The organism is Bacteroidales bacterium, assembly GCA_016709865.1.
Taxonomy (GTDB): Bacteria; Bacteroidota; Bacteroidia; order Bacteroidales; family VadinHA17; genus LD21.
The window spans coordinates 302,493-329,228 of the sequence record JADJLX010000001.1 but is presented as its reverse complement, the minus strand read 5'-3'; the positions used below and the strand labels follow the sequence as shown (position 1 = coordinate 329,228).

At 38.9% G+C, this 26,736-nt stretch carries 30 protein-coding genes; 20 read left to right on the top strand and 10 right to left on the bottom strand.

The features are described 5' to 3' along the window. Position 1 precedes the first annotated feature (1 nt). Both IPJ16_01510 and IPJ16_01505 read right to left on the bottom strand, forming a co-directional pair. Positions 2-1,051 carry a hypothetical protein gene (locus IPJ16_01510; GenBank protein ID MBK7625872.1) on the bottom strand — a complete coding sequence of 350 codons (1,050 nt, stop codon included), beginning with the start codon at positions 1,049-1,051 and terminating at the stop codon, positions 2-4. A gap of 1 nt (position 1,052) precedes the next feature. Next, positions 1,053-1,538, bottom strand: a complete 486-nt coding sequence (locus IPJ16_01505; protein ID MBK7625871.1) for an RNA polymerase sigma factor — start codon at positions 1,536-1,538, stop codon at positions 1,053-1,055. Positions 1,539-1,626: 88 nt separating this feature from the next. Between IPJ16_01505 and IPJ16_01500 the strand changes: the two genes are divergently transcribed. Then, positions 1,627-5,181 carry a hypothetical protein gene (locus IPJ16_01500; protein ID MBK7625870.1) on the top strand — a complete coding sequence of 1,185 codons (3,555 nt, stop codon included), beginning with the start codon at positions 1,627-1,629 and terminating at the stop codon, positions 5,179-5,181. A 79-nt stretch (positions 5,182-5,260) separates the two neighbouring features. Here the strand turns inward: IPJ16_01500 and IPJ16_01495 are convergent, their stop codons facing one another. From IPJ16_01495 to IPJ16_01485, 3 genes are all read right to left on the bottom strand, one after another. Next, complete coding sequence (locus IPJ16_01495) at positions 5,261-6,031, bottom strand: hypothetical protein (GenBank protein MBK7625869.1); 771 nt, start codon at positions 6,029-6,031, stop codon at positions 5,261-5,263. A gap of 3 nt (positions 6,032-6,034) precedes the next feature. Continuing rightward, positions 6,035-6,865 carry an OmpA family protein gene (locus IPJ16_01490; protein MBK7625868.1) on the bottom strand — a complete coding sequence of 277 codons (831 nt, stop codon included), beginning with the start codon at positions 6,863-6,865 and terminating at the stop codon, positions 6,035-6,037. Between the two features lie 152 nt (positions 6,866-7,017). After that, positions 7,018-8,430: a glycoside hydrolase family 16 protein gene (locus IPJ16_01485; GenBank protein ID MBK7625867.1), complete on the bottom strand. Its 1,413-nt coding sequence runs from the start codon at positions 8,428-8,430 to the stop codon at positions 7,018-7,020. Positions 8,431-8,652: 222 nt separating this feature from the next. On the opposite strand from IPJ16_01485, the gene IPJ16_01480 reads away from it, so the two are divergent. The 7 genes from IPJ16_01480 to IPJ16_01450 all read left to right on the top strand — a co-directional run bounded on the left by IPJ16_01480 (position 8,653) and on the right by IPJ16_01450 (position 15,728). Further along, positions 8,653-9,294, top strand: a complete 642-nt coding sequence (locus tag IPJ16_01480) for a TetR/AcrR family transcriptional regulator (protein MBK7625866.1) — start codon at positions 8,653-8,655, stop codon at positions 9,292-9,294. A 7-nt stretch (positions 9,295-9,301) separates the two neighbouring features. Next, positions 9,302-10,066 (top strand): outer membrane lipoprotein-sorting protein, encoded by a 765-nt coding sequence (locus IPJ16_01475; protein ID MBK7625865.1) that lies wholly within the window; start codon positions 9,302-9,304, stop codon positions 10,064-10,066. A gap of 152 nt (positions 10,067-10,218) precedes the next feature. Next, the gene (locus IPJ16_01470; protein MBK7625864.1) at positions 10,219-11,640 is read left to right on the top strand and encodes an ABC transporter permease; all 1,422 of its coding nucleotides are present in this window, start codon (positions 10,219-10,221) and stop codon (positions 11,638-11,640) included. Positions 11,641-11,655: 15 nt separating this feature from the next. Continuing rightward, entirely contained in the window at positions 11,656-13,080 is a 1,425-nt protein-coding gene (locus tag IPJ16_01465) for an ABC transporter permease (protein MBK7625863.1), read from the top strand. Between the two features lie 18 nt (positions 13,081-13,098). Beyond that, positions 13,099-13,785 carry an ABC transporter ATP-binding protein gene (locus tag IPJ16_01460; GenBank protein ID MBK7625862.1) on the top strand — a complete coding sequence of 229 codons (687 nt, stop codon included), beginning with the start codon at positions 13,099-13,101 and terminating at the stop codon, positions 13,783-13,785. A gap of 14 nt (positions 13,786-13,799) precedes the next feature. After that, positions 13,800-14,951 (top strand): hypothetical protein, encoded by a 1,152-nt coding sequence (locus IPJ16_01455; GenBank protein MBK7625861.1) that lies wholly within the window; start codon positions 13,800-13,802, stop codon positions 14,949-14,951. Positions 14,952-14,990: 39 nt separating this feature from the next. Continuing rightward, positions 14,991-15,728: a DUF1295 domain-containing protein gene (locus tag IPJ16_01450; GenBank protein MBK7625860.1), complete on the top strand. Its 738-nt coding sequence runs from the start codon at positions 14,991-14,993 to the stop codon at positions 15,726-15,728. Between the two features lie 53 nt (positions 15,729-15,781). Here IPJ16_01450 and IPJ16_01445 read toward each other — a convergent pair whose 3' ends face one another. Continuing rightward, positions 15,782-16,465 (bottom strand): zinc metallopeptidase, encoded by a 684-nt coding sequence (locus IPJ16_01445; protein MBK7625859.1) that lies wholly within the window; start codon positions 16,463-16,465, stop codon positions 15,782-15,784. Positions 16,466-16,667: 202 nt separating this feature from the next. On the opposite strand from IPJ16_01445, the gene yidD reads away from it, so the two are divergent. Beyond that, a complete protein-coding gene (gene yidD, locus IPJ16_01440) occupies positions 16,668-16,952 on the top strand; it encodes a membrane protein insertion efficiency factor YidD (protein ID MBK7625858.1) in 285 nt (94 codons plus the stop codon). Positions 16,953-17,068: 116 nt separating this feature from the next. On the opposite strand, the gene IPJ16_01435 is transcribed toward yidD, so the two are convergent. From IPJ16_01435 to IPJ16_01420, 4 genes are all read right to left on the bottom strand, one after another. Further along, entirely contained in the window at positions 17,069-17,821 is a 753-nt protein-coding gene (locus tag IPJ16_01435; GenBank protein MBK7625857.1) for a LytTR family transcriptional regulator DNA-binding domain-containing protein, read from the bottom strand. A 246-nt stretch (positions 17,822-18,067) separates the two neighbouring features. Next, on the bottom strand, positions 18,068-19,123 hold the full coding sequence (locus tag IPJ16_01430) for a histidine kinase (GenBank protein MBK7625856.1): 1,056 nt from the start codon (positions 19,121-19,123) through the stop codon (positions 18,068-18,070). A 9-nt stretch (positions 19,124-19,132) separates the two neighbouring features. Then, positions 19,133-19,882, bottom strand: coding sequence for a hypothetical protein (locus IPJ16_01425; GenBank protein MBK7625855.1), 750 nt, complete (start codon positions 19,880-19,882; stop codon positions 19,133-19,135). 34 nt (positions 19,883-19,916) lie between these two features. Then, the gene (locus tag IPJ16_01420) at positions 19,917-20,276 is read right to left on the bottom strand and encodes a hypothetical protein (protein MBK7625854.1); all 360 of its coding nucleotides are present in this window, start codon (positions 20,274-20,276) and stop codon (positions 19,917-19,919) included. A gap of 180 nt (positions 20,277-20,456) precedes the next feature. On the opposite strand from IPJ16_01420, the gene IPJ16_01415 reads away from it, so the two are divergent. The 11 genes from IPJ16_01415 (at position 20,457) to atpH (ending at position 26,709) form a co-directional block, all read left to right on the top strand. Further along, on the top strand, positions 20,457-20,978 hold the full coding sequence (locus IPJ16_01415; protein MBK7625853.1) for a DUF177 domain-containing protein: 522 nt from the start codon (positions 20,457-20,459) through the stop codon (positions 20,976-20,978). A 12-nt stretch (positions 20,979-20,990) separates the two neighbouring features. Then, entirely contained in the window at positions 20,991-21,176 is a 186-nt protein-coding gene (rpmF, locus tag IPJ16_01410; protein MBK7625852.1) for a 50S ribosomal protein L32, read from the top strand. Between the two features lie 24 nt (positions 21,177-21,200). Then, positions 21,201-22,139 (top strand): phosphate acyltransferase PlsX, encoded by a 939-nt coding sequence (gene plsX / locus IPJ16_01405; GenBank protein ID MBK7625851.1) that lies wholly within the window; start codon positions 21,201-21,203, stop codon positions 22,137-22,139. A gap of 2 nt (positions 22,140-22,141) precedes the next feature. Then, positions 22,142-23,140 carry a ketoacyl-ACP synthase III gene (locus tag IPJ16_01400; GenBank protein ID MBK7625850.1) on the top strand — a complete coding sequence of 333 codons (999 nt, stop codon included), beginning with the start codon at positions 22,142-22,144 and terminating at the stop codon, positions 23,138-23,140. A gap of 127 nt (positions 23,141-23,267) precedes the next feature. Next, the gene (locus tag IPJ16_01395; protein MBK7625849.1) at positions 23,268-23,669 is read left to right on the top strand and encodes a polymer-forming cytoskeletal protein; all 402 of its coding nucleotides are present in this window, start codon (positions 23,268-23,270) and stop codon (positions 23,667-23,669) included. Next, on the top strand, positions 23,617-23,859 hold the full coding sequence (locus tag IPJ16_01390) for an AtpZ/AtpI family protein (GenBank protein MBK7625848.1): 243 nt from the start codon (positions 23,617-23,619) through the stop codon (positions 23,857-23,859). The genes IPJ16_01395 and IPJ16_01390 overlap by 53 nt, the downstream gene beginning before the upstream one ends. Positions 23,860-23,866: 7 nt before the next feature. Next, the gene (locus tag IPJ16_01385) at positions 23,867-24,253 is read left to right on the top strand and encodes a hypothetical protein (GenBank protein ID MBK7625847.1); all 387 of its coding nucleotides are present in this window, start codon (positions 23,867-23,869) and stop codon (positions 24,251-24,253) included. 13 nt (positions 24,254-24,266) lie between these two features. Then, on the top strand, positions 24,267-25,325 hold the full coding sequence (gene atpB / locus IPJ16_01380) for a F0F1 ATP synthase subunit A (protein ID MBK7625846.1): 1,059 nt from the start codon (positions 24,267-24,269) through the stop codon (positions 25,323-25,325). Positions 25,326-25,354: 29 nt separating this feature from the next. Next, positions 25,355-25,555, top strand: a complete 201-nt coding sequence (gene atpE, locus IPJ16_01375; protein ID MBK7625845.1) for an ATP synthase F0 subunit C — start codon at positions 25,355-25,357, stop codon at positions 25,553-25,555. 74 nt (positions 25,556-25,629) lie between these two features. Continuing rightward, on the top strand, positions 25,630-26,145 hold the full coding sequence (atpF, locus tag IPJ16_01370) for a F0F1 ATP synthase subunit B (GenBank protein ID MBK7625844.1): 516 nt from the start codon (positions 25,630-25,632) through the stop codon (positions 26,143-26,145). Between the two features lie 15 nt (positions 26,146-26,160). Next, on the top strand, positions 26,161-26,709 hold the full coding sequence (gene atpH / locus IPJ16_01365; GenBank protein MBK7625843.1) for an ATP synthase F1 subunit delta: 549 nt from the start codon (positions 26,161-26,163) through the stop codon (positions 26,707-26,709). Positions 26,710-26,736 lie beyond the last annotated feature (27 nt).

Sequence of the window (26,736 nt, the reverse complement as noted above, 5' to 3'; positions counted from 1 at the left end):
GTTACGGCAGGGGTTCACTTTTTTTCACGGGAGTATTAAACTTAAGAAGTTTTGAGCTGAAATATACAGAACTTAGCTCTCCGTTCTCGTCATTATTCTTGTCAAGCGCCATCTCCCATCCAAGAAGTTTATTTAAACCGGTGACCCCGGCTTCAGCTATCTCATATCCTTTTAAAGGGCTGTCAGGAGCGGCTTTCTCCCTGAGTATTTTTTCCCTGAATGTTTTAGAAATAAAACGGCTTACATTACTTCTTCCATCATCTTCCTCCGGAACAGAAAAAGTAATCCCTGAAGCCATCAGGGTATTTGATGCAATACTTTCACTTAAAACCAGATCCGAAGAAAAATTGATTTTATTTATCCCGTTGTCTTTAACTATTATACTGTTCTCAACAGAGTCATTCGGGATACCGACAGCCAATTCAGTTTTGATGATATCTGCCTGCTTCTTTATGACCGGAATTAACCTGACCTCTTTTTCCCTTTCAACAGGTATTTGTATAATCTTTTCAGGAATTATAATACTTGCAGTGTTATTTATAGAATCAGAGATCTCACGGGGAGAATTCAGGAATGTTGTAATTATGAAGGTCGATACTGCTGCAGCACTTAATCCGATTATAGATAGCCTGATGACTATCTGAGAAGGAGTTCTCCTGAGAAGTTTTGATTTATGAGCATATGTTAAGGAAACAGGAGAGATCCTGGTTTTCTGTATTAACTCAAACGATCTTTTCTTATCTGCATCTAGTTCTGTAATTTCAATCAATTCTGTTTTTTGTTCAGTCGTGAGGTCGTTTTCAAGGAACGCAACAGACAGATATTCAAATTGGGATTCTGAAATATCTGCCGGTGACCTCATAAGAGATTTTTTGTTTTTGTACTGACTGTCAGAATGTTCGATGACGACAGGTGAAAGCTCCCTGAATTCTTCTCTCAGATCGGGGTTTTTATCGAGAAAAATGTTTAACTCCTCAATCTGATTAGAATCGAGATTTCCATCGAGCCAGTCGATAAACCATATTTCATAATTTGACCTGTCTGGTTTCATCTTAAATTACTGTTTCAATTTTCCCGATATAGCTCTTTAGAGCTAGTCGTCCTCTGTATATGTTTATCTTAACCTGTGCTTCACTCAATCCGGTAATATCACCTATCTCTTTATAACTGTAACCTTCATAATCCCTAAGCATTACTGCTGTTTTCTGCTGTTCAGGAAGTCTTTCAAGAGCCTCGTGAAGTATTTCATTCAGATCGCTGTAGTGAGAATCATAAACCATTTCTGTTTCATGTACAGGTTCCATGCTGGTCATTCTCTTTTCCTTCCTTATAATGTCAATCATGGTATGATAGGCTGTAGAAAACAACCATGACTTAACCACCAAATATTCAATTTCTGCAACATGACGCCAAAGTTTCTCATAGCTGTCCTGCACTACATCATTCGCCCGGTCTTCATCCTTAAGGTTCCCCCGGATGAACCGATAGACCGAATCAGCATACTCCTCTACAGATCTGTTATATTCCTTAACTGTCATAAATTCAATTACAGAGCAAAGACGTATGAAAATTAAAATAGTTACAAAATTTTTAGGTTTTTTTCCAAATATTCGTCAAGTTTGAGATATGAATTTCTGCATTAAATCATTAATAAAGACGATTTCTGCTTGTCTGTCAACCAGATTTCTTTCTTTTTATGCAGTAAAATTAGCTTTTCTTATTCTTTTCCTGATTTTTTGGGGATGTAAATCAGCTAATGAAAAAAGTGAGACTGATTTACAGAAATACAAAGTTATTTCTGCTCAGAAGTTTGGTCATTACAAAGGTATCGTCGCACCTCCTGAAGTTGTAGCTGCAGGGAAACCAATTAAGGTAAAGATCAGTCAAAAAAAAGAATTTCGCGGCACACTTAATATTAAACTTGCCGGGACCCCGCAAAATATAAAAGTCTTGTCTCCTGATGTTAGGAACCCGGGGAAAAACGGACTTTCTTTACCTGTGCCTGTTATAGCATATGTAAAACCGGTAATCTGTCAGGCTCCTGAAGTAGTTCTTGTAAAGGATGCGTTCAGCAGAATAGCAAATCCCGGTAATTTCAGCTCATACAGTAAACTTCAGGGATTGCGACACGATCAGGTCAGGGGACTCATGCAGGACAGATCAGGAAATCTGTGGCTTGCTACTGATGACGGAGCGATTAGATATGACGGAAAGTATTTTTCCAGATATTCAACTGAACAGGGATTGACAAATGATCTGATTCTTTCAGTGCATCAGGACCGGAATGATAACATGTGGTTTGGCACCTATGGAGGCGGTGTCTCAAGATATGATGGAAGATATCTCTTTAATTATACTACCAATGAGGGACTTGCAAATAATATAGTTAATTGCATTTATGAGGATACTGATGGAAATATCTGGATTGGTACAGGTGGCGGTGTTACAAAATATGATGGGGTTAGCTTTACAAACTATACAACAGCTGAAGGTTTATGTCATAACGATATCAGATCAATTGCTGAAGATGGATCAGGAAAAATCTGGATTGGCTCAAGCGGCGGCGGAGTCTCTGTTTATGACAACGGAACATTTTCAAATTATTCGGTAAATCAAGGATTTGTTCATAATAAGATTAACGCTCTTTATAAAGATTCTGAAGGCAATATCTGGGTAGGGTTTTCAAATAGAGGACTAATGAAGTATGATGGGACGAATTATTTTCAATATTCAAAGAGTGAAGGATTGGGAGATAATTCAGTTACCACAATAATTGAGGACAATTCTGGAAATATGTGGTTCGGATCGATGGATTCCGGATTGTCGAGATTTGATGGTAAGTACTTTACTTATTACTCTGAAACAGAAGGTCTTGGTGCTGACTTTGTAAGATGCTCGCTAAAAGATAAAAATGGGGTTTTATGGTTTGGCACAAGGGGAAGCGGAATTGTCAGGTACAACGGGAACCTGTTTACCCACATTACTTCAAATGAAGGAATCAGCAACAGCCGGGTTATGGCGATTCTTGAAGATAATTCAGAGAACCTGTGGCTTGGAACTTTTGGTGGCTATCTTACTAAATGTTCATTCAGGATTGAGAATGGCATTAAGCAAAAATACTATACATATTTTAATGAAAAGGACGGACTCTTAAATAACCGCGTTTATTGTATAATGCAGGATAGGTCAGGGAATATCTGGATCGGGACTGACGGAGGAGGGGTATCAAAGTATGATGGGAAAGAAATGACAACTTATACAATTAAACAAGGTCTGGGGGGAAGTGTAATCAGAAAAATCTATGAGGACAGGGACGGTAACCTGTGGTTTGCTACATACGGTTCAGGTATATCAAAATTTGATGGTGTAAATTTTACAAACTACGGAGTAGAACAGGGCCTTAGCGGAAATAATGTTTTAAGTATTCTTCAGGATTCAGATGGAAATTTCTGGTTTGGGACTGATGCAGGCGGGGTTACTTTTTTTGACGGCAAGAATTTTATTCACTATTCAAAGGCAGAAGGATTCTTCAGCAATGTAGTATATAGTATTATTCAGGATAAGTCAGGGATAATTTGGTTTGGAACTGGAGGAAGCGGAATTGTGAAGTTTGACGGGGAGCAATTTACTGCATACACTAATCAAAAAGTACCATATAATAACTATATTCTGAGCCTGTTGCAGGATTCACACGGTAATATATGGATGGGAAGCCGTTTCGGGGTAATGGTTCTTGAGGATGTACAAAATCCCAGTTTCAGATATTATGATTATGAAGACGGATTCACAGGAATCGGGTGTAATATTGGTGCGATTGAAGAGACAGGGGATGGAATAATCTGGATAGGGACTAATGACAGATTAACCTTATTCAATAGTGCAGGAGATACTACCAACACTGTTAATACACAGATCCAAATTACAGGGGTTCAGTTATTTAATGAGACTATTCCCTGGACTGCACTTTTAGGGAGGAAAGATAGTACCCTGTTATTACCAAATGGAGTGAAAGTGGGGAAGCTTAGGTTTGCTGGTCTTTTAAAATGGTATGGCATTCCGGAGAACCTTAGTCTCAGATATAATAACAACTATCTTACTATTAGTTATATAGGCATATCTATTACTGAGAACAACAAAATTCAGTATCAGTATAAACTCGAAGGTTTGGATGATGACTGGAATACTCCAACAACCCGGACTGAGGTCACATACGGGAACCTTAATCAGGGTGAATACGCATTCGTTGTAAGGTCAAATAACGGCAGTGGAGTATGGGGCCAAGAAATCAGATATCCTTTTTCGGTCAGGGCTCCGTGGTGGGAGACACTCTGGTTTTACTCTCTGGTTGTTCTTCTCCTGATTATTTTGATATACACTATTTTCAGGTATCGTTTAAGGAAACTGAAGCGGGATAAACAAATACTTGAATTGAAGGTAAAAGAACAGACACTTGAAATAACCCAAACAAACAATGAACTCCAAAAAACGAATGCTGAAAAGGATAAGTTTTTATCAATAATAGCCCATGACCTGCGAAGTCCGTTTAGTGGCTTTATTGGATTGACAGAACAACTTGCAGATGATTTATCGGGCTTTACAACAGCAGAAATTCAGAAAATCGCTGAGAGCCTGAAAGTATCGGCAACTAATATCTATGGTTTGCTTGAAAATCTTCTGGACTGGGCAAAGATGAAGCAGGGAAGGCTCCCATTCAACCCTGAGAGAATTCAGTTATCTTCAATTGTAAATGAATGCATTACATCTCTGAGGGATCCGGCAAGAATTAAGAAAATTGAAATATCAGTAAAGATTAATGATGATATATATGGCGTGGCAGACATAAATATGTTGCAGGTAATAATACGCAATCTTGTATCAAATTCTGTAAAGTTCACTCATGAAAACGGGAAGATTTCAATTTCAGCCATCCCAACCCCGGATAATTATATTGAAATATCTGTAAGCGATACTGGTATAGGAATGAGTCAGGCCTTCATTAATAAGATATTCCTGATCGAGGAAAAAACTAACAGAAGAGGGACAGCCGGAGAACAGAGTACCGGTTTGGGTTTAATTCTTTGCAAGGAATTTGTCGAAAAGCAGTCAGGCAAAATACGTGTAGAAAGCGAAGAAGGGAAAGGATCGGTGTTTTATTTTACAATTCCATCAATTAATTTGTGATCAGGTTTCAATAAACACGTAGGGACGCAAAATTTTGCATCCCTACCCTGAATTTTAAAATGTAATATCTGTGAAGGCATCACCATTTGATACCTTTTATTATTTCAGATACAACCCCAGGGTATCTTATTCTGTCATCTTTTAAGAGGCCGTAACCAATATATATAATTTCCTTATCATCAGCATACCAGTAGTGACGTTGAAGCATCATCATTGCAAAAGTGTGTTCCATCGTTTTGAATGTTTTGCCTCCGATTACCTGATCGGTTGCCGGATTTGCCTTAAAATCTATGGCAGGGTTCCATCGAGAAGTATTATCCATAAATTGCTTAAGGGTAAGCTTATCAGAATTTGGTGTTCTTATTATCTGAATGATTTCAGAGTCCTTCAGAGTTAATACCAGCCGGTCGTTGGATGTAGTGTTGTTCTTCGTTATCCAATCCTGTTTTTTAGTTTTGAAACTCCATCCGTCAGGGTAGGACAGGCTTACTTTAGGTGTTGTATTGTCGAGCTTTTGCCACTTCGAGACTTGAATAGGCTTATAATATTTTTCAATTTCTGCCAAAATCCAGGCAGTTGCTTCATCGTTTGTCGCGAAGCTTTTCTTTGCTGAAGAAGGGAAGAAGTCTGCCTGATATGTTGTTTTTGGCTTAGAGTCGTCACTATTGCTGTAATTGCAACCCGATGGTTCAACCATAGCAATTACTTCATTGTTTTTAATGAAACTGTATGAAGAGAGACCTTTTGCCAGAGTACAGGGATAAGCTGTTTTAGTAGCACCAGCCGGAAGATTCTGGCCTGAAGAAATCAGACTGAATGTCATAAAAAGAAACAGGATTGCATTTTTCATAGATTATAGTTTTACAATTTCTACTCTTCGGTTAAGTTTTTTCCCTTCTTCTGTTGAGTTTGTTGAAACAGGGCAAAGTGGCCCTACACCGTCAGACTGTAATCTGGATTTGTCAATTTTACCATTCGTTATAAGATATGTTTTAATGCTTTCAGCTCTTTCTTTAGAAAGTGTCATGTTGCTTAGAAAATCACCTGTAATATCAGTATGTCCGACAATAATTATTTTTACAGAGGGATTGGCATTCAGATAATCTGTAATTTGTTTCAGGGCTTCAGCAGACTTAGGTTTAATTGTTGATTTTGCAACATCAAACAGGATTCCGTATAAAGTTGCTTTGCCTTCTTTTTCAATAGATTCCTGGATTGTCATAACAATATCCTGTTGCATATTCTTCACTTCTATAATTGTTATCAGAAATCCTTTGTCATCAGAGTCAACCGCATCATCAATTTTCATAAAAACTTCATTCCCGTTATTGCTGAAAGAAAAGAATGAATTATTGTTGGCCAGTGATTTCCCTTTTATTTTTACAACTGCATTGGCATAATTCAGTCTGATCTGATCTCCGCTGACTTTTCGGGTTTCATTCTTGTCCTTTGAATATGAAAGCCTTCGATACTCTCCAGCTTTTCTTACCCTGACGCTTTTATTGTCGAGGCCGACATAAAAGAACTCAATATCTTTATATTCACTGAATTCACAATTGTTCAGATAAAATCCTTGCATCCTGTTCATATATACTGGCTCAATTTCTTTACACCCGGGTTTATCTGTCTGGGCCGAAGCAAGCATAGTACTAAAGGCCAGTAAAACGAATAATACATTCTTCATAATGGCAGGATTTGTTTTAAAGTGACGATTCAGATTCATAATAAAGCATTAACAAAAAAAAATTAATATGGTTCGGATGGGGGAAAAAAGTAGGGACGCAAAATTTTGCGTCCCTACCACAACATAATAAATATTGAAATGTTTTGCGGCTATTATTTCGGTTGGTATACCCTGACCCAATCGATTTCCATTGATGTCATTCCGTTTAAAGGTTTGTCGGTTCCTCCGGCAAGAAGAACATACATTGGTTCCTGGGGAATATCAGATGTCTGGGTGAATACCTCTGTGTCGTTTATTTTCCAGACAAGTTTATCAGAAGTCCATTCGAGGGAAAAAATGAAGAAATCATTAGCATATCGTGATCCAAGCGATGTTTTGACATAATTCCCTTTTGCTGTGAAATAATCGAACCATACTTTCCCTTTTGATGTGCGGCAAACATCTAGATGTGGTGTTATTTTATCAGCCAGCATCCAGAATGCGCTCTTTGCATTGGGATCACCGAGCTTGATTTTTGCAGTGAAGGTACCGTACTTCTGCCTGAAGCTGTTGCCCGAATTAATAAGGCCTGACGTATAGCTGAATTCTTTGGTCGAGAATCCTTTTGCAGCAGACCATACTTTCCCGGTAACTTTCTGTGGTTTTGTATTAATTTTAAGTATGCTGTTCCTGATTTCAAAATTGTCCTTTTCAGTATAAGCCTGCAGATCAGATTCAACAGAATATCTGTCTTTGAGAAGTTTTTCTCCCCAATAATAGTTGGTTAGCCACTTTTTAGTATCAAGCTTATCAGTATCAAATTCATCGCTAAATGTGAGCTCTCTGTGTTTGAGAATATCAAATTTATTGGAGTCTTTAACTTTAAAGTACCAGATGATATCCTCACTTTTCTTTAACTTATCATGTTCCTGATGTTCTTTGAACATTTCGGTTTTTTCAAACCTTTTCTTGTCAAGAAGATACTCTTTTTGTTTTTTGAATTCCGGAGACGCTACAAACTCTTTAAGTTCATTGTATCTGGCAAGGCGGGTTGAACCGTCAATACTCTGGAAGTTCGCTAACTCTTTTGAAGACTTGAATTTATAATAATCTTTTATTTCAGTGCTTCCCTTAAGCCTGTTATACTCCTGAAGTTTTTTGTCATCAGCTGAATCCTTAAATTCCTTGGTTTTCATCTTACCTTTGAATTCAGGAGACTGAACCAGTTTTTCTAGAGTTTCAAAACTGCCTATCTTTTCTGAACCATCAAGATCCTTGAATTTCTTGAGATCAGTTCCGGCAACTGTCCTGAAATATAAAACAATATCCTTAGCTTTCTGAAGCGAAAGAAATTCTTTCTCTTTTGAATACTCCTCAGAGGTTTTATACTGAAGAGATTCAATTTCCTTCTTTTTCTGAATAAAATCAGATGATGTTACCAGTTTATCCAGTTCCGAAAATTTCGCCAGCTGTTCAGATTTTGAAAAGGTGTTCAGTTTCTCAAATTCCGAAATCAAAGCCTTTTCAGCCTGCTCAATTTTCGAAGTTGATGGGATCATTCCCAGTAAAAGCTTGAGACTTGCCATTGTAATAATGTTTTTGGTACAACCTGTTAAAGATAGAAATTCTTTCTAAATAAACGACTTCTGGACTCCAATTATTTGCTTTTCTGCTTGTATTCATGCTTATTAACTCAAAAAAAAGTGAAAATTTTCTGAAAAAGTTTGGAAAAATAAAAATACCATTTTAACTTTGACCGGACGTTCAGTCAAAAACATTTTGATATTTGTTTCGTAAAATTTCAGAATATGTCACCCAGGACACCAGAGCAATTTGAAGAGATGAGAGAAGAAAGAAAGACTCTCATTATGGATGTCGCCCTTGAGCATTTTGCCAGGGAGGGGTATCATAAAACTACAATAAATCACATTGCCAGACATGCCAGGATATCCAAAGGCCTGATGTATAATTATTTTACAAGCAAGGAGTCGCTCCTTTTTGAAATAATTATGCGTTCGGTAAATGAAATGTATGCTGATTTTGACCGGGACAAAGACGGATACCTTTCACGTGATGAGTTTGAGTTTTTTATCAGAAGATTATTCAACCTGCTGAAAGAAAAGAAAACATTCTGGCGGCTGCTTTTTCAGTTGATTATGCAGAATGAAGTGAGAGAGAAAATTCTTAATTCTTTTCCATCATTCGGCATTGCTGTTGAAGAAAACAAAATCAGTAACGACATAACTTTTTTGAACTCTATTGTTAATATATTAACAGATTATTTTGTAAGGAAAAAGGAGCGTGAGAGAGCAGATTACAATCCTTTAAGTGAACTAAATCTTTTTATTCTTACCCTGAAAGGTTTTGCACTCTCCTTTGTTTATATGGAGGATAAAGACGACGGATATTATGAAAAAACAATTAATGATATTATTGAGAAGTATAAATAGTGCTGTGATGAAAAAAATTCTGTACAAAAGTCTGTTTCTGATTATCTCTGCTATTAATGTTTTTAATGCTTCAGGCCAGAATCTGTCTGCAACGGAAATAGTAAAAAAAGCTGACGAGAAGTTCAACGGGGAGAAATCAAGCATAATGGTTATGTCGATGACGATAATCAGACCGACATGGAAAAGAACTGTTGAGTTTAAGAATTGGTCACTGGGACGCGAAAATGCACTCACCCTCATAACTGCTCCCGCAAAGGATGTTGGTCAGACGTTTTTAAAAAGAGGTTCAGAAATGTGGAGCTGGAATCCGGCAATTAACAGGCTTATAAAGCTTCCTTCGTCAATGATGTCACAAGGGTGGATGGGATCAGATTATACAAATGATGACATACTGAAAGAGTCCTCAGTAGTGACAGACTATTCTCACGAAATTGTTGGTGATGAAATGATCGGTGGGAGGCTCTGTTATAAAATAAAAATGACTGCAAAAGAAGATGCTTCAATTGTATGGGGACACCAGATAAGATGGATTGATAAAAAAGATCTGCTCGTACTGCGTGCAGAACTATATGATGAGGATGGGATATTGGTCAGAACTGAAGTCGGATCTGACTTAAAGACCTTTGAGGGAAGAACTATTCCGTCATTACTTGAACTAACACCTGCTGAAGAGCTTGGTAACAAGACCGTTGTTGAAATAAAGGATATTAAATTTAATGTTCCAATTGAAGACAGTTTTTTTTCGCAGCAGAACATGAAAAGGGTAAGATAAAAAATTGTCATTTAATTGTCATTCAAAAGTCATTCAATTGTAAGAGTATAAATGACAACAAATGACGGCAAAGCCTAATGACACGAAGTAAGTGACGCGAAGCAAATGACATAAAAAGATTGTAGAGGATTATTAACAGATTATATGCAGGAATGAAAGATGATATTAAAATAGCATGGAGAAACCTGTGGAGAAACAGAAGGAGGACCATAATTACTTCCTCCTCTATACTCTTTGCTGTGTTTTTTGCTGTTGTCATGCGATCATATCAACTTGGTAGCTATGACAGTATGATACTTAACTTTATTGAGTCATATTCAGGCTATTTGCAGGTTCAGCATAAAAAATACCAGGACAGTCCAATGGTAGACTATTCCTTTGACTACAGCGACTCTCTTGCATCTGCGATAAAACAAGTCGAAAACGTTGTTGCAGTCTCCCCCCACATTGAATCATTTGCTCTGGCATCAAGCGGAACCCAGACAAAAGGTGTTGCTGTTCTGGCAATCGATCCTGAGATGGAGAGAGAATTTTCAAATCCGGAAAATAAACTTGTAAGATACAGGATAACCGGAGAATCCATTAATGGTCTGAAGAAATCAGGCTCAGTTCCTGAAGAGATTACTGACAGGCTGGAAAAGAGTATTGACAGATCCTATTCATCTGTTTCAAGATTTGAACTTGAACAGGAATTTTCAGAAGAAGAGAGTCAGAAATACCTTCAGGAGATTCTTAAATATTGCGAGGTAAAAAACGGATTTCTGACAAATGATGACATAGGGGTGCTTGTTTCAGACAGACTTGCCAGCTACCTGAATCTCACCATCGGAGATACAGTTATTCTTATGGGACAGGGATATCATGGTGCCACCGCAGCGGCAATATTCCCGGTACGGGGCTTGATTAAAATGCCATCGCCTGACATAGATAACAGACTTATAATTATGACTATTCCCACCGCACAAAAGTTCTATGATGCGGAGGGAAAAATAACCTCTCTTTCAGTAAATCTGACAAGTAAATCATCCAGAATAATGGACGCTGCAAGAAATAAAATAAATTCACTACTTACAGACGAGAATACTATTGCCAAAACCTGGGAAGAACTAAATCCTGTTCTTGTACAACAAATCCAGGGAGACAGCCAGACAGGTATAGCTACTCTTGCAATGCTTTACTTCATAATCTTCTTTGGAATATTTGGAACTGTGCTAATGATGATAGCTGAGAGGACAAAAGAATTTGGTGTTCTTATCTCAATAGGAATGCAGAGAGGAAAATTGAAAAGAATAATCACAATTGAAATGATTTTTCTCGGAATCCTGGGATTGGCAGGCGGCCTGCTTTTAAGTGCTCCGTTCATTGTCTATTTTAACCTTCATCCCATCCTGCTGAAAGGAGATCTCGCTAAAATGATGGAAGATTACGGTTGGGAGGCAATAATGCCGACCGCATGGTTTGGCCCGTATTATTACTGGCAGGGTCTTGTTGTATGTATTATGGTATTTCTGGCAACAATATACCCTTTAAGAAAAATTGGTAAGCTAAAAGAAATAGAAGCTCTGCGGAGTTGATTAAACAGGGAAATTATGATATGGTCAATTTCATGGAAGAATGTCTGGCGCAATAAGATCCGAAGCCTTGTTGTTATTATTGCCACCACCCTTGGGATAATATCCGGAGTAATGGTTGTAGGTATAATGGAGGGGTGGACCAAACAACGCCTGCATGATGCAATATTTAATGAAGTTTCTCATATTCAGATACATAACTCTGATTATCTTAAGAATGAAGAGATTCTTCTTACTGTCAGCGACACAGCTGAGTTGATTAAGGCAATAAACAAGATCCCTGAAATATCAACAGGGGTAATCAGAACCAGGCTTATTGCTATGGCGAATACTCCGTGGGCCAATGCAGGTGTAATTATTTATGGGATTAATCCGGAAAAGGAAAAGAAATTGTCGGAGATCTATAAAAAGATTGTCCCTCAGGGAGGAGAATATCTCGACAGTCAAAATACCGGAAACATTCTAATCAGCGACAAAACTGCCGAGATACTGAAGCTTAAGCAATATATAGTAACACAGGAAGTTATTGACAACCTGAGAAATGAGAATCTTCCCGATGATGTACTTTTAATTCTGGGCAGTTTAAAGGATAAAAGATACAGATCTCCAAAAGAGTTCCGCGAGGCTATGAAAATGGAATTTACCAAGAAACAGCTTGATAAATATGGTCTTAAAATAACAGAGAGATCACTCGATTACCGGATCCGTAATAAAGTCCAGATTACGATGTCGGATGAAACCGGCAATCCGGTTCAGGGAACATTCAGGGTTGGCGGTATTTATAAAACAACAAACGGAGCTTTTGATCAGGCTGCGGTTTTTGTTGATTCAAAAGAGCTGGCAGTATTATATGGAGGAACAACGCCTCTTGTTCACGAGATTGCCTTGCTGCTGAATGATATAGAGAATGCTGATTCCGTGAAGGAAAAACTTGCAGGAATCTCTCCGGGGAATACTGTTAGTACATGGAAAGAACTTGCCCCTGATGCAGCAATGATGAACGATTATATGATAATGTATTATTTCCTGTTTATCGGGATCGTTATGTTCGCCCTTGCTTTTGGAATAATAAACACCATGATGATGACAATACTGGAGAGAACCAAGGAGCTCGGTATGCTAATGGCTATAGGTATGAACCGGAGACGCGTCTTCAGTATGATCATGCTTGAGACAATATTTCTGACAATGGTTGGCGCAGTTGCCGGAATGATTTCAGGATGGGCAATAGTAGGATCTCTTGGGAAAACCGGGATACATTTTTCATCATGGGGTGAAGGTTTTGAAGCGATAGGATTTGCAGCAAGAGTATATCCTGTTATTTCACCATCATTTTTCATAATAATAACGGTTATGGTAGTCTTTACTGCAATAATATCATCAGTCTGGCCTGCCAGAAAGGCTCTTAAACTAATTCCGGTTGAAGCACTCAGAACAGAATAAAAAGTAATAAATAATGCTATGAAAGTAATTGATATAAAGAATGTTCATAAAATATATGATGAGACCAAAATTGCTGTCAGGGCTGTAGACGGAGTTACATTGAGTTTCTCAGAAGCTGAATTTGCGGCGATCGTAGGTCCCTCAGGTTCAGGTAAGACAACGTTGCTTAATCTTATCGGGGGTCTGGATATTCCAACCTCAGGCGAAATTCTTATCGACGGAACCAATCTGAGCACACTTAAGTCTTCAGAACTGATCGATTTCAGATTAAATAACATTGGTTTTGTATTTCAGTCTTATAACCTTATCCCGGTACTGTCTGCAAAAGAGAATGTGGAATTCATTATGAGTCTTCAGAAATGGCCAAAGGCAGAGAGAGATCTAAGAACGATGGAACTACTGGCAGCTATCGGACTGAATGACAAGATTGATAGCAGGCCAGCGCAGATGTCAGGCGGTCAGCAACAAAGGGTAGCTGTTGCACGGGCACTGGCTTCCCGACCAAAATTTGTTCTTGCAGACGAACCAACTGCCAACCTGGATTCAAAATCAGCAGCGACATTACTTGAAATTATGGAAAAACTGAATCATGAGGAGAAAATTACTTTCATATTTTCAACTCACGATGCCAGGGTAGTTAAAATGGCTCACAGGGTTATTACACTTGAAGATGGTAAAGTAGTTTCAGATGATGTGAGGGAATAGTTTTAAATAAGGGGATGAGATCAGTATTAGTAATAACAGGAATAATCTTAATATCGGTAATGCCTCTTTTTTCTCAGGAGAAACAACAGGTAATTGTGTTAAACGGTTATGTAACAACAATGCAAAGCGCAATGTTTGATTCTCTCTCCGGACCGGTTGTTTACGATAATCTCATTCATAACAGACTCAATTTCAAAGGATATATCAACAGTCATTTGACGTTTGCCGCTGAATTCCGGAACCGGCTCTTCACCGGCGATATGGTCAGAACAAATAGTTCATACTCTGAAATGATCGGTATGGATCAGGGTTTTACAGACATGTCGTGGAATGTGATAAATGAAAACTCTTTTCTTCTTAATACTACAGTTGACCGCCTCTGGTTTGATATTAATGCCGGTAAGGCCCAGCTGCGCATAGGGCGCCAGAGGATAAACTGGGGGCAGACACTGGTTTGGAACCCTAATGATGTTTTCAATGCATATTCATTTTTCGATTTTGATTATGCCGAACGACCTGGCAGCGATGCAGTCAGATTTCAGTATTTTCCTACATACTCTTCAGCTGTTGAGCTTGCTGTTAAAGTTAACTACGATAACGCGATAACAGCTGCTGGTCTGTATCGTTTTAACAAGTGGGGTTATGATATTCAGTTCCTCGCAGGCTGGGTTAATAGCGAAGATATTGTATTAGGAGCCGGATGGTCTGGTTCCATCGGCAGCGTTTCATTCAGGGGCGAGGGATCGTGGTTTGAACCGGTTGAGGATTTTCCCGTAACAGAGGGTACTCTGCTTCTCACCGCCGGGGTGGATAAAATATTCAAAAACAATTCGATGGCTCAGGCACAGATTATGTATTGTAATAATCCGCTTTCTCTCACCGACTTCAATAGTTTCTATACAGGAAACCTGTCATCAAAAGATCTTGCTTTCTCCAGGTTTTCAGCATTCGGACAGTTTACCTGGGCAGCTACCCCGTTGCTTAATACAAGTATTTCTGCAATGTGGTTTCCCGATCTGAAGGGATATTTTGCAGGCCCCTCACTTGATTTGTCACTTGCAGAAAACGTTGATTTCTCACTGATCTGGCAGCACTTCACAAGCATTATGGATGGCACAAAAACAAGAATTAATTTAGGATTTCTCAGGATAAAGTACAGTTTCTAGAATTTTCATACTTTTGCCACACAACTAATAAACTTTAAGATGGCCCTGGTACATGAATTTGAAAATAGCGGAAACTGGTTGTTCAAAAGAAGAAGCTGGCTGCCCGTTTTTATGATCACCGCAGGAATTGTAATGATGTATCTTGGTAATCGCCAGGCAATCCTGTTTGACCTGAGAGATGAATTACTCTTTCTTGGCATTAGTCTCTTCGGACAAATAATTAGAATTCTTACAGTAGGGTTTACCCCTAAAAACACATCAGGCAGAAATACTGTTAACGGCCAGATCGCTGATGAGCTAAATGTGACAGGGATCTATTCACTTCTCCGTCATCCTTTGTATCTGGGTAACTTCTTCATGTGGCTGGGACCTGTTCTTTTTCTGCGTTCCGGCTGGTTTGTTGTGGTATTCGGATTGTTCTACTGGCTTTATTATGAGCGTATAATGTTTGCGGAAGAACAGTATTTAAGAAGAAAGTTCGGGGAAGTATATGACAAATGGTCAGAAACGGTAAGTTCCTTTATTCCCTTAACTTTCAATTATATTGCACCAAAACTACCTTTTTCATTCCGGAATGTTTTAAAAAGGGAATATAACAGTTTTGTTAACATCTTCGTTATATTCATTCTCCTGGATCTTTTCAGAAATTATTTTCTTGCATCAAGGATCTACCTTACTGAAATGTGGATCTGGCTTTTTGCTGCTGCTTTTGTTATCTGGATAACAGTACGGACAATACACAAACGTACCAAATGGCTTGAAGTAGAAGGGAGATAAAAAGCCGCAAAACTCTTGCGAACTTTGCGGCTGAAAATATGGTGGTTTGATGATTAATCCCTCGATCCCAGAAAGATCATAATATAATACATCAGTGTGGCCAGCGAACCAAGTGCGGCAACTACGTAAGTATAAGCGGCCCACTTAAGTGCATCCTGTGCTTTATCATGATTCTGATACGAAGTGACACCTGCATTTGTTAACCATGCCAGTGCCCTCTGACTTGCATTTATTTCAACTGGTAATGTTATAAAGCTGAATAGTGTGGTCAGTGCGAAAAGTGCAATACCGGCAAGCAGCAGAGCAGGGAAAGTTTGTATCAGCAGTATGCCTGCAAGAAGAATCCACTGAACCCACTTTGAAGAAAAGCTAACTGCAGGAACCAGTTTTGACCTCATCGTGAGCCACGAATAGGCAGTGGCATGCTGAACTGCATGACCGCATTCATGAGCTGCAACTGCAACTGCTGAAATTGAACGTCCGTTATATACTTCAGGACTGAGATTTATGGTTTTGTTTACAGGATTATAGTGGTCAGACAGATGTCCCTGTACACTTTCAATTCTTACATCGGTAATTCCGTGATCCCGGAGCATCCTCTCAGCAACATCTCGTCCCGACATGCCATTATCCACAAGTATTTTGGAATACTTCTTAAACTTCGATTTTAAAACCCAGCTTACTACCCAGCTGAGTATCATAAAAGCAATAAAAATTATCCATATATTCATAGTCATTTCCTCCTTTAATTTATTTTGAAATACCACTGCAAAAGTACTGCCAAACCTTTAACTTTTAGCAGGTATTGACATTTTGTCATAAATAAATGGCGTAAAGGCACATTGGCGCAAAGGCACAATGGCAAAACCGGTTCAGCCCCGGCTTCACTGTCATTGTAACTAGTCAAACAGTTATTATCTTTGCTGAATGATAAAAAGGATTAATTCTGTCTTATCTTTTCTTTTAGCCCTTCCTGTTCATTTTTACAGGTACTCAATATCTCCATTTATCAGACCCGGCTGCAGGCATGAGCCTTCCTGCTCTCAATATATGCTTGATGCACTTAAGTTACACGGACCTCTTCTTGGATTGATTATGGGAACAGGCAGGATTTTAAGATGCAGGCCTGGGGGCACTCACGGCTATGACCCGGTCCCTCTCATTCATTTTCGCAGGTATAAACCATTAAGTAACTGGAAAAAATCAAACCGTCTTAAAAGATAGATTTTTTAACCACAAAGGACACAAAGTAATCACGAAGTACACAAAGTAAAAGCGTTGTTATTAAGCTCTTTGTGCCCTTTGCGTAATGTCTTTGTGTTCTTTGCGGTTAATGGATTTCAGAATCCCAAATCTTCTCTTAGCTGCTTATACCCCGACCGGCTAACCGGCAATTTATCTCCTGAGTTCAGGACTGCCACATGGTTATCTTTCCCGTAGGGTTCGATTTGTTTTATCTCTGCAACATTAACAATGTAAGTGCGGTGAATTCTGACAAAATCCGATTTCGGGAGGTTTTCCTCGTAGTATTTCATTGTCTGTTGCTTCAGAGCCTTTCCTGTAGCATGATATATCATAACATAATCATCCTGTGCCTCAACATATCTTACCTGATCAACAGGGATGATATTTATAGAATTGGCTTTTCTCACGACTATCCTGTTTACCGGGGCAGGTAGTTCAGGCTTTTGTGCAAGGAGTTGATTTGCCGGGACATTATTTCCTGCCCCGGATCTTATCTTATCAATTGCTTTTTTTACAGCTTCAAGGAACCTTCTTTTTTCATAAGGTTTCATAATATAGTCAACTGCATTAAGTTCAAAAGCCCTTAAGGCAAATTGATCATAAGCAGTAGCAAAAATAATTTCAGGTTTCTCTGTAAGGACTTCAACCAACTCAATACCGGTAAGTCTTGGCATCTGGATATCCAGGAATACCAGGTCGGGTTTCAGCGTTGAGATAGATTTAAGTCCGGAAAAACCATCTGCACATTCGGCAATAACTTCAATGTCGTCAACTTCCTTTAAATAGTGCTTGACTAACTCTCTTGCCGGTGTTTCGTCGTCTATTATGATGATCTTTATCTTTTCCATTTTTTCCAGATTCCTTGTATTTGAAAAACCTATATTTTCTGCACCCTAAATTTATGAAATAATTGAGTTCGAAAGATCAGTAAACCGGATGTTGTTTGAAAATTCTGATGTTTTGAGGTTTGTTTACCGCAGAGGGCCACAGAGAATATAATTGAGAGCCGCAGAGGTGCGTTCTTTACAAATTCATCTCAGCGGCTCTCTGCTTTTTCTCAGCGATGCTCAGCGGTAAAAAAAGAACCCTGAAATTTATGAAACACCAGCTGGTATATAGAGTGTTACAGTATATATGTTGTTCTCTTTTGTTGTTTTTATTGATGCTTTATTCCCGTAAAACAATTCAAGCCTTCTGGTCACATTTAATAATCCTGTACCGGTTCCCTTCCTTAAAGAAGGTACTGTGTCGTAATTGTTTTTAATTATTATTTCAATAAATCCGTCGATCATTCTGGCTTCTGTAATAATCCTGACTGTTTCAGTACTTTCATAAACGCCATGCTTGACAGCATTTTCGTAGAGTGGTTGCAGAAGCATGACCGGTAGTTTGAAATCAAGACAGTTGGTTTCTATGTTTTCCTCCGTTGTCAGCTTATCTCCAAACCTTACCTTTTCTATTTCGAGATATAAGCGAAGATTATCCAGTTCACTCTGAAGCGAGACAGGCTGTTCATCTTTTCTGGAAAGCGCATATCTCATAAAATCAGAAAGTTTAACAACCATAGTCCTCGCCTTTTCAGGGTCGGTTACAGTGAGTGAACTGATTGAGTTCAGGCTGTTGAACAGAAAATGGGGATTTATCTGCGACCTCAGCATTTTAAGTTCGGTCTCTTTTACCAGGCTTTCAAGACGGGCCTCTTTTGCATTTTTTTCTGAGAGATTTGTAAGACTAATAAAGAGATAATAAGTAAGAATTATCAGTCCGTAAATGAATACTCCGGTTCCAACCCTGTATGAGAAAGTGGCGTCATAATAGGCCTGGTAGTTGTTTCCCTCAGGTAAAATGGATTGCATAATAAGCTTTGTGACCAGGACCCAAATAATAACTGAAACTGCACCGCTTGCAACCAGGTTCCCGACAAGAACAGGAACTGACGGTTTTGATGAATTAAAGAAACTGAAAGGATACCATAATGAAAGTGCCAGTCCGGAATAGATCAATAGTGACAAAAGGCTGTCAATTACTCCAATATTGCTGAAACTTCCGAAGGCGAAATAGAAAAGCAGCGACTGGCCCGCCGCAAGGAAGAGCCAGATCAGCCACCATACTATCAAACGTACTCTGTTCTGAAATACAGGATGTTTCATTACAGTATTTTAGTAACTTTTTACTTCGCCTCCGCCAAACACAACAGCTCCTTTTATAATCAGCTGACGGCTTAAGTCAATTGTTCTTCCGGGGTGTAATTTACGTGAGTCGCCGAATCCGCCGAGAACAGGAACAACTTCAATTTTTACATTCCAGTCGTCGGGTACAATAATTGTTGTGCCGCCAAAAACGCATGCTATTTCAAGTTCTGAAACACCGGGAGCAAGTTTTGCTTTTGTAAGGTCTATTTCGCTTCCTCCAAATACTGCGCTTACTTTTCCGCCCCTGAAATTTTCAGAAACAATCTGTCTCTCCCCTCCGCTGAAAACATGAACATAATCTATATAGTCATCTCCAACCTGGGCTGTGGTAGTAACTGAATTCCATCCCCGCCGCTTTGAGAATATGAAAACTACTCCGATAATTATAAAAATTGAAGGCCAGAACATGTTAACATCAAAGGTTTCTCTGAAGATATGAGGTATCAGGAAAAATGCACCGACAGCCATAACAATGATCCCTGAAGTCTTACTTCCGGAAGATCCTATTGTTATTACAAGACCAATTGTTACCAGAAGCATAGGCCAGCTGAAAATGATATCTTCAATAAATTCCGGGAAGACGCCAGTGTTCCTCATTACAAGAAATAAGCCAAGGAGTACCAGAACAACTCCGATAATTGCCCTGTTATTTTGAAGCGGATGATTCTCGTGTCTGTGACTACGACGTTCATCTTTGAAATTTTCATTTGTTTCCATAACTGTAAATTTATTTGTTTTTGAATAAGATTCTTTATTTTCTGCGTTTAAAAAACGATGATAATATAAATGAGAGTCCAACAAGTCCTACTACAGCCGGCCAGTAATAGGTATGAAAGACATCGTTAGGGATCATGAAGATCTTATCCTGCAGAAACCAGACTCCCAGGGCAATCATTATTAGTCCTCCTACGAACTGAAGATTAAGTAAAAGGAGTGCTCCGATAAATATTAAAACTGTCTGCCATGTGAAATATTCACTGACGCTTCCCAGGTTAAGAAGATCATTTGTAGCTATCAGAAGTGCTGCTCCGAGAAGAATGAAGAACAGTCCAACACCAACTCTGGGGTGGTGTTCTCTCTCATGTTCGTGATAAAAATTTTTGTGTCCCATAACTCAGATTATTTATTTATGTCAAAAGTAAGGCACACTAAAAAGATTACAGAGAAGAAATCGGTGAATGGCGTTTTTATATCGGTGATTGGTCTTTTAAGGCATTTAATGTTACTTTTTTGTTGATAATTTTTTTAATTGAAGAAGGATTCATATTTTTGCAAACCAAAATTTAAAGAGATGTCCCGAAGATATACTATACCGCTAAGCGGATTAAAGGAAGGACGGCACACTATTGATTTTGAGATTGATAATAAGTTTTTTGAACATATTGAAGAGTCGGAAGTTAAGGAAGGTAGCCTTGTTGCAAATGTTGTAATGGATAAAAGATCCTCGCATCTGGATCTTGCAATAAGGATTTCCGGCAACGTTAGAATCTGCTGTGACAGGTGTCTTGAGATGTTTTTTCACCCGGTAGTCTGTGAAAACAGACTTCTGGTTAAATTTGGAAAGGCCATAGAAGATACTGATCCTGACATTCTATCTTTGCCGGTTGGGGAAAATGAACTTGATCTGCAGCAGCATATTTATGAATTTATTCTTCTTGCGCTGCCGATCAAAAGGGTTCACCCAAACGATCCTGATGGCGATAGCACATGTGATCCGGAGATGTTGAAGAAGCTTGATGAGTTTATAATAGAGGAGGATCAGGAAGAAGATCCGCGATGGAATGAGTTGAAGAAATTAATGAATAACAATTAAATACAGAAGAAAATGCCAAATCCTAAACACAAACATTCGAAAACCAGAAGAGATAAGCGCAGAACACATTATAAAGCAACAGCTCCTCAGGTAGGTAGCTGCTCAAACTGCGGTTCTTCAGTTCTGTATCACAGGGTATGCCCTGAGTGCGGATTTTACAGAGGCAAACTTGCTATTGAGAAGAAAGCTACAGCTTAACTTCTTTAACTTAAAATAAGTACTATGAGAATTGGCCTTGATGTCATGGGTGGCGATTATGCACCTGATGCAATCATTGAGGGCGCAGTAGATTCCCTTCAGCATTTAAAAGCAGATGAGAACCTTATTCTTATTGGGGATGAGGTAGCCATTCGCAGTAAGTTAAATGAGATGAAGGTAGAGCCTTCGCTTTTTGAGATTGTTCATACAACACAGGTAATTGAGATGGGCGATCATCCAGCCAAAGCCTTTTCTCAGAAAAAAAATTCAAGTATCGCAGTCGGTTACGGGATGCTGAAAAACGGCAGTCTGGATGGATTTTGCAGTGCCGGGAATACAGGTGCAATGCTGGTTGGCGCAAGCTACACAGTAAATGTTATCCCCGGTGTATTACGTCCGGCCCTGGCAACAGTACTTCCATGTATCGATAACCGCGATTCTGTAATACTTGATGTGGGTTTAAATCCTGATTGCAAACCTGATGTACTTCTCCAGTATGGTGTTCTCGGAAGTATTTATGCCAAATATGTTCTTGGTGCAGAAAATCCTACCGTAGCTTTAATCAATATTGGTGAGGAAGAGACCAAAGGAACTCCTGCGGTAAAGGCTGCATATGAACTGATGAAAGAGCATCCCGGAATAAATTTTGTTGGAAATATTGAAGGAAATGACCTTTTCAGGGAAAAGATGACAGATGTAATTGTCTGTGATGGCTTTGTCGGAAATGTTATTCTGAAACAGGGAGAATCATTTCATCATATCTATAAAAACAGAAATCTTAAAGACGAATTTTTTGATCGCCTCGATTGGGAAAATATCGGAGGTACTCCTATTGTCGGTATCAATGCCAATGTTGTTATCGGTCACGGAATATCGAAAAGAAGGGCTATTATGAATATGGTCCGGCAGACCAGGGCAGTTGTGCACGCTAACCTGGCTCAAATGATTAAAGAAGCAATATAATTATGGAAAAGTTACGGGCAGCTATTACAGGAATTAACGCCTGGGTGCCGGAATACAAGCTGACAAATCAGGAACTTTCAAAGATGGTCGATACTTCCGACGAATGGATAATGCAGAGGGTCGGAATAAAAGAAAGAAGGATACTAAAAGGAGAGGGACTGGGAAGTTCAGATCTTGGAGAGCAGGCTGTTAAAGGCTTATTACTGAAAACAAATACTGCTCCTGAAGAAGTTGACCTGCTTATCTGCTGTTCAGTAACTCCCGACATGGCTTTTCCCGCAACTGCGAATATCATCTCTGATAAATGCGGTATAAAAAATGCATTCAGTTTCGACTTAAATGCTGCATGCTCCGGATTTCTTTTCGCATTACAGACAGGCGCTGTTTATGTTGAATCCGGGAGATACAAGAAAGTTGTCGTTGTCGGTGCTGATAAGATGTCCTCAATAACTGATTATACCGACCGTACAACATGTCCTCTTTTCGGCGATGCAGCCGGTGCCGTGTTACTTGAGCCGACAACAGAAGAATATGGGATAATGGACCATATTTTCAAAACTGACGGTTCAGGCCGCAAATATCTTCACATGAAAGCCGGTGGATCTGTAAAGCCTGCTTCATACGAGACTATTGATGCGAAAGAACATTTTATATATCAGGAAGGACAGAGCGTTTTCAAATTTGCAGTTTCCAATATGGCAGACGTTGCTGCCGAGATCATGGAAAAAAATAACCTTAAGTCAGAAGATATATCTTGGCTGGTTCCCCATCAGGCCAATCTTCGTATTATTGACGCTACCGGGAGAAGAATGGGACTTGCCCCGGAAAAGGTTATGATTAATATTCAGAATTATGGTAATACAACCACTGCAACAATTCCTTTATGCATGTGGGAATATGAGGATAAGCTTAAAAAAGGAGATATTCTGATCCTGGCAGCATTTGGTGGCGGCTTTACATGGGGTTCGATATATCTTAAGTGGGCATATGATCCTAAATAACCGGAATTGTAATTAAAATATTATCGGAGGCTGACTCAAAAGAGTTCAGCCTCTTTTCTTTTAATCTGCAATAGTTTTTATATTTGTGAGTTAATAAGTTTAAACCTATAATAAACCTTTTAATATTATGGCAAAATACAACGAGGTAGATAACACTACTATTAATCTTATCAGTAACGGAACAGATATAACAGGCGATATTATTTCCAATGGCGATATACGGATCGATGGAACACTAAAGGGGAGTCTGAATACCAAGGGGAAAGTTGTTATTGGACCAACAGGAAAAATTAGCGGTGAGGTTATATGTAAAAACTCGGAAGTTTCAGGAATCGTTGAAGGCAGAATTACAGTGGGGCAATTGCTTAATTTAAAAGCTTCTTCAAAAATTCTAGGAGATATTGCTACTTCAAAACTTTCAATCGAGCCTGGTGCCAAGTTCTCAGGAAACTGCAAAATGAGTGACAACGACAATAATGGAGGAAACTCAACCACAAAAGAAAAAGAACCTGATAAGTCAGGAAAATAAGGGACTCAACAACTTTGCAAAATACTCAGGCATTGCATTCCAGATGATTGGAATCATACTTATAACTACCTGGGGTGGAACAAAACTTGATAAACTGACAGGATTTGAAACACCTGTTTTCACAATTGTACTCTCGCTCCTGGGAGTTTTTGCAGCAATCTATACAGCCATAAAAGGCTTTATTAAGTGACATCTTTTTGAAACCGATCTATAAATATTCCCTGATACTTCTGTGTATCAATATTCTGATTGGCAGCGCAGGATATCTGTATGTCTCCTACAGCGACACAGCTCTCTCCTTAAGCAATATTTTATTACTTACTCTTCTGTTCTCAATTATAGCTGTAATTACAATTATCATTTTTTTAAGGGGCCAGACTAAAGATCCGGAAAGTCAGACACTTCACAGCTTTGTTGCCATTGGCCTGAAGTTCCTTCTCGAGATGTTTCTTGCACTTGTTTGGTTTATTGTTGCTAAAAAAACTTCTTTACCATCTGTTTTAATATTTTTTGTTTTATATTTAACACTCACTTTGTTTTCAGTATCAATTATATTGAAAACACTGAAAAACAGATCGTTATAAAACCAATACTGATTTGAAAACAAATAAATTGATCGGCTTTTTCCTGTTTCTTCTCTTTGCCGTTACCACTGGACCTGCCTTTGGGCAACATGGTGAGGAAAAAGAGGAAGGTAAAGAAAAATTCAAAGCCAGCACGTATATACTTGAACACATTGCTGATTCGCACGAGTGGCATCTCTGGACAAAGAAAGATGGCAGCAGTGTAGCCATTTATCTGCCGGTAATCGTCTACAGTAAAGAAAAAGGGGTGAATGTTTTTTCCTCAAAGCATCTTGCACATGGACACGAATACAAGGGATTCAAAATTGAAGAAGAAGGCGATCTTAAAGGAAAAATTGTCAACATAAGCGAGGCAGGCGTTATTGACGAAGAAAATCTTCCGCTTGACCTTTCTATGACAAAAACAGTTATTGGAATGTTATCGGCCGCATTAATAGGACTCTTCCTGTTTCTTTCTCTTGCACGCTCCTACAAAAAAACAGGCATTAGCCACCCTAAAGGGATTCAGAGTTTTCTTGAGCCTGTTGTTTTATTTGTCCGCGACGATGTGGCAATTCCCAATCTCGGTCATAAATATGAAAAATACATGCCTTACCTTCTTACGGTATTCTTTTTCATACTTATAAATAACCTGATGGGACTTATTCCATTTCCGCCGCCATTTGGAGCAAACGTTACAGGGAACATAGCAATTACCTTTCTTCTCGCTACCTGCACATTCCTTGTGACACAGTTCAGCGGAAATAAAGCATACTGGAAACATGTCTTTGCCACACCAGGTGTTCCATTCTGGCTTCTGCCGGTAATGATACCAGTTGAAATTATCGGTCTGTTCTCAAAACCCTTTGCTCTGATGATTCGTCTCTTTGCAAATATCACGGCAGGACATATTATTGTGCTTAGTCTTATTTGTCTGATTTTTATCTTCGACTCACTTGCATTAGCTCCTGTTTCAATATTCTTTGTGATTTTTATGGATTGCCTCGAACTTCTGGTGGCATTCCTTCAGGCATATATTTTTACTTTACTTTCTGCTCTGTTCATCAGTATGGCAGTTCAGGAACATCATTAGAATTTTTGTTTAACTAAATATTTGAAATTATGACAGGTACATTAGCAGCAGTTGGAGCAGGTCTGGCGGTAATCGGAGCCGGCCTCGGTATTGGTAGAATCGGCGGATCGGCCATGGATGCAATCGCACGCCAGCCGGAAGCTTATTCAAAGATACAGCTTGCAATGATCATTTCAGCGGCCCTTATTGAGGGAGCTGCTTTGTTCGCAATTGTAGTTGCTCTTATGTAGTAACTTAAGAAACTGAAGCCTGCAACGGTTGGTTGCAGTGCTTCATTTTTAACTAATTGTAAAAAAACAATATTATGATATTATTAGCAAACAGTCTGACCACTCCTGCAATCGGGACGCTTGTCTGGTCTGCACTGATTTTCGGGCTCTTCTTTCTGATTCTTACAAAATTTGCCTGGAAACCTATTCTTGCTGCTGTTAAGGCCAGGGATGAAATGATCAGAAGCTCACTCGAGTCAGCTGAAAAAGCAAGAGAAGAAATGCTCAAGCTGAAAAGCGACAATGAAGCTATCCTTCGTAAAGCTAGAGAAGAACGCGAAGTTATTCTGAAGGAAGCAAGGGAAGTGCGCGATAAACTAATCTCTGAAGCTAAAGGAAAGGCATCTGAAGAGGCTGAAAAACTTGTTGAAAAAGCAAGAGCAGGAATCGAAAGCGAAAAGCGCAAAGCACTCTCTGAAATTCACGAACAGGTTGCCAGTATCTCCGTGGAGATCGCATCGCGCCTGCTTGGCGAAAAACTGAAGCAAACAGGTGAACAGGAAAAGCTGATTGATAATTACCTGAAAGAGATTGATTTCAATAAGAACTAGGAAGAATAATCTGTAATGAACGACGGCAAAATATCTGTAAGGTATTCAAGGGCTCTGTTTCAGTCAGCACTCGAAAAAAAGATCATCGATAAAGTAAATGAGGATATGATCTTTATTGCTGAGGTATGCAAATTACCCGAAACAAAGGAATTTCTGCATAGTCCAATAATTATACCTTCTAAAAAGACAGCAATTTTACACAAGATGCTGGAAGGCAATGTCGAGAAAGTTACCCTTTCTCTTATCGATCTTGTAGTTAAAAACGGCAGAGAGAGTAACCTGCCTGCAATTGCCAGAGAATTTATTAATGAGACCAGGAAATACAGGGGAATAACTGAATCAGTTCTTACAACAGCAGTTAAGGTGGATCCCAAGGTAAAAAAACAAATTACCGATCTTATTTCCAGTATATTTTCCACAAAGGTAGATCTTCAGGAAATCGTGGATCCTTCTATAGTTGGGGGATTCATTCTGCGTGTCGATGATAATTACATTGATGCCAGCATTCAGAATAAATTAAGAAAAATTAGAAAAGAGTTATTAGGAGGCCTTGTAGTCTCATAATTGCATAGTAGTATTAAAGTATTTTAA

Coding starts and splice junctions, on each gene's coding strand:
- IPJ16_01400 (MBK7625850.1), top strand. CDS start 22,142: ATGGAAAAGTTACGGGCAGCTATTACAGGAATTAACGCCTGGGTGCCG.
- IPJ16_01435 (MBK7625857.1), bottom strand. CDS start 17,821: ATGGAAAAGATAAAGATCATCATAATAGACGACGAAACACCGGCAAGA.
- IPJ16_01495 (MBK7625869.1), bottom strand. CDS start 6,031: ATGAAAAATGCAATCCTGTTTCTTTTTATGACATTCAGTCTGATTTCT.
- IPJ16_01450 (MBK7625860.1), top strand. CDS start 14,991: ATGGCCCTGGTACATGAATTTGAAAATAGCGGAAACTGGTTGTTCAAA.
- IPJ16_01460 (MBK7625862.1), top strand. CDS start 13,099: ATGAAAGTAATTGATATAAAGAATGTTCATAAAATATATGATGAGACC.
- IPJ16_01505 (MBK7625871.1), bottom strand. CDS start 1,538: ATGACAGTTAAGGAATATAACAGATCTGTAGAGGAGTATGCTGATTCG.
- IPJ16_01500 (MBK7625870.1), top strand. CDS start 1,627: ATGAATTTCTGCATTAAATCATTAATAAAGACGATTTCTGCTTGTCTG.
- atpE (MBK7625845.1), top strand. CDS start 25,355: ATGACAGGTACATTAGCAGCAGTTGGAGCAGGTCTGGCGGTAATCGGA.
- IPJ16_01465 (MBK7625863.1), top strand. CDS start 11,656: ATGATATGGTCAATTTCATGGAAGAATGTCTGGCGCAATAAGATCCGA.
- atpF (MBK7625844.1), top strand. CDS start 25,630: ATGATATTATTAGCAAACAGTCTGACCACTCCTGCAATCGGGACGCTT.
- IPJ16_01445 (MBK7625859.1), bottom strand. CDS start 16,465: ATGACTATGAATATATGGATAATTTTTATTGCTTTTATGATACTCAGC.
- IPJ16_01480 (MBK7625866.1), top strand. CDS start 8,653: ATGTCACCCAGGACACCAGAGCAATTTGAAGAGATGAGAGAAGAAAGA.
- IPJ16_01395 (MBK7625849.1), top strand. CDS start 23,268: ATGGCAAAATACAACGAGGTAGATAACACTACTATTAATCTTATCAGT.
- rpmF (MBK7625852.1), top strand. CDS start 20,991: ATGCCAAATCCTAAACACAAACATTCGAAAACCAGAAGAGATAAGCGC.
- IPJ16_01470 (MBK7625864.1), top strand. CDS start 10,219: ATGAAAGATGATATTAAAATAGCATGGAGAAACCTGTGGAGAAACAGA.
- IPJ16_01415 (MBK7625853.1), top strand. CDS start 20,457: ATGTCCCGAAGATATACTATACCGCTAAGCGGATTAAAGGAAGGACGG.
- IPJ16_01425 (MBK7625855.1), bottom strand. CDS start 19,882: ATGGAAACAAATGAAAATTTCAAAGATGAACGTCGTAGTCACAGACAC.
- atpH (MBK7625843.1), top strand. CDS start 26,161: ATGAACGACGGCAAAATATCTGTAAGGTATTCAAGGGCTCTGTTTCAG.
- IPJ16_01455 (MBK7625861.1), top strand. CDS start 13,800: ATGAGATCAGTATTAGTAATAACAGGAATAATCTTAATATCGGTAATG.
- IPJ16_01510 (MBK7625872.1), bottom strand. CDS start 1,051: ATGAAACCAGACAGGTCAAATTATGAAATATGGTTTATCGACTGGCTC.
- IPJ16_01390 (MBK7625848.1), top strand. CDS start 23,617: ATGGAGGAAACTCAACCACAAAAGAAAAAGAACCTGATAAGTCAGGAA.
- IPJ16_01490 (MBK7625868.1), bottom strand. CDS start 6,865: ATGAAGAATGTATTATTCGTTTTACTGGCCTTTAGTACTATGCTTGCT.
- IPJ16_01485 (MBK7625867.1), bottom strand. CDS start 8,430: ATGGCAAGTCTCAAGCTTTTACTGGGAATGATCCCATCAACTTCGAAA.
- IPJ16_01420 (MBK7625854.1), bottom strand. CDS start 20,276: ATGGGACACAAAAATTTTTATCACGAACATGAGAGAGAACACCACCCC.
- plsX (MBK7625851.1), top strand. CDS start 21,201: ATGAGAATTGGCCTTGATGTCATGGGTGGCGATTATGCACCTGATGCA.
- IPJ16_01430 (MBK7625856.1), bottom strand. CDS start 19,123: ATGAAACATCCTGTATTTCAGAACAGAGTACGTTTGATAGTATGGTGG.
- IPJ16_01475 (MBK7625865.1), top strand. CDS start 9,302: ATGAAAAAAATTCTGTACAAAAGTCTGTTTCTGATTATCTCTGCTATT.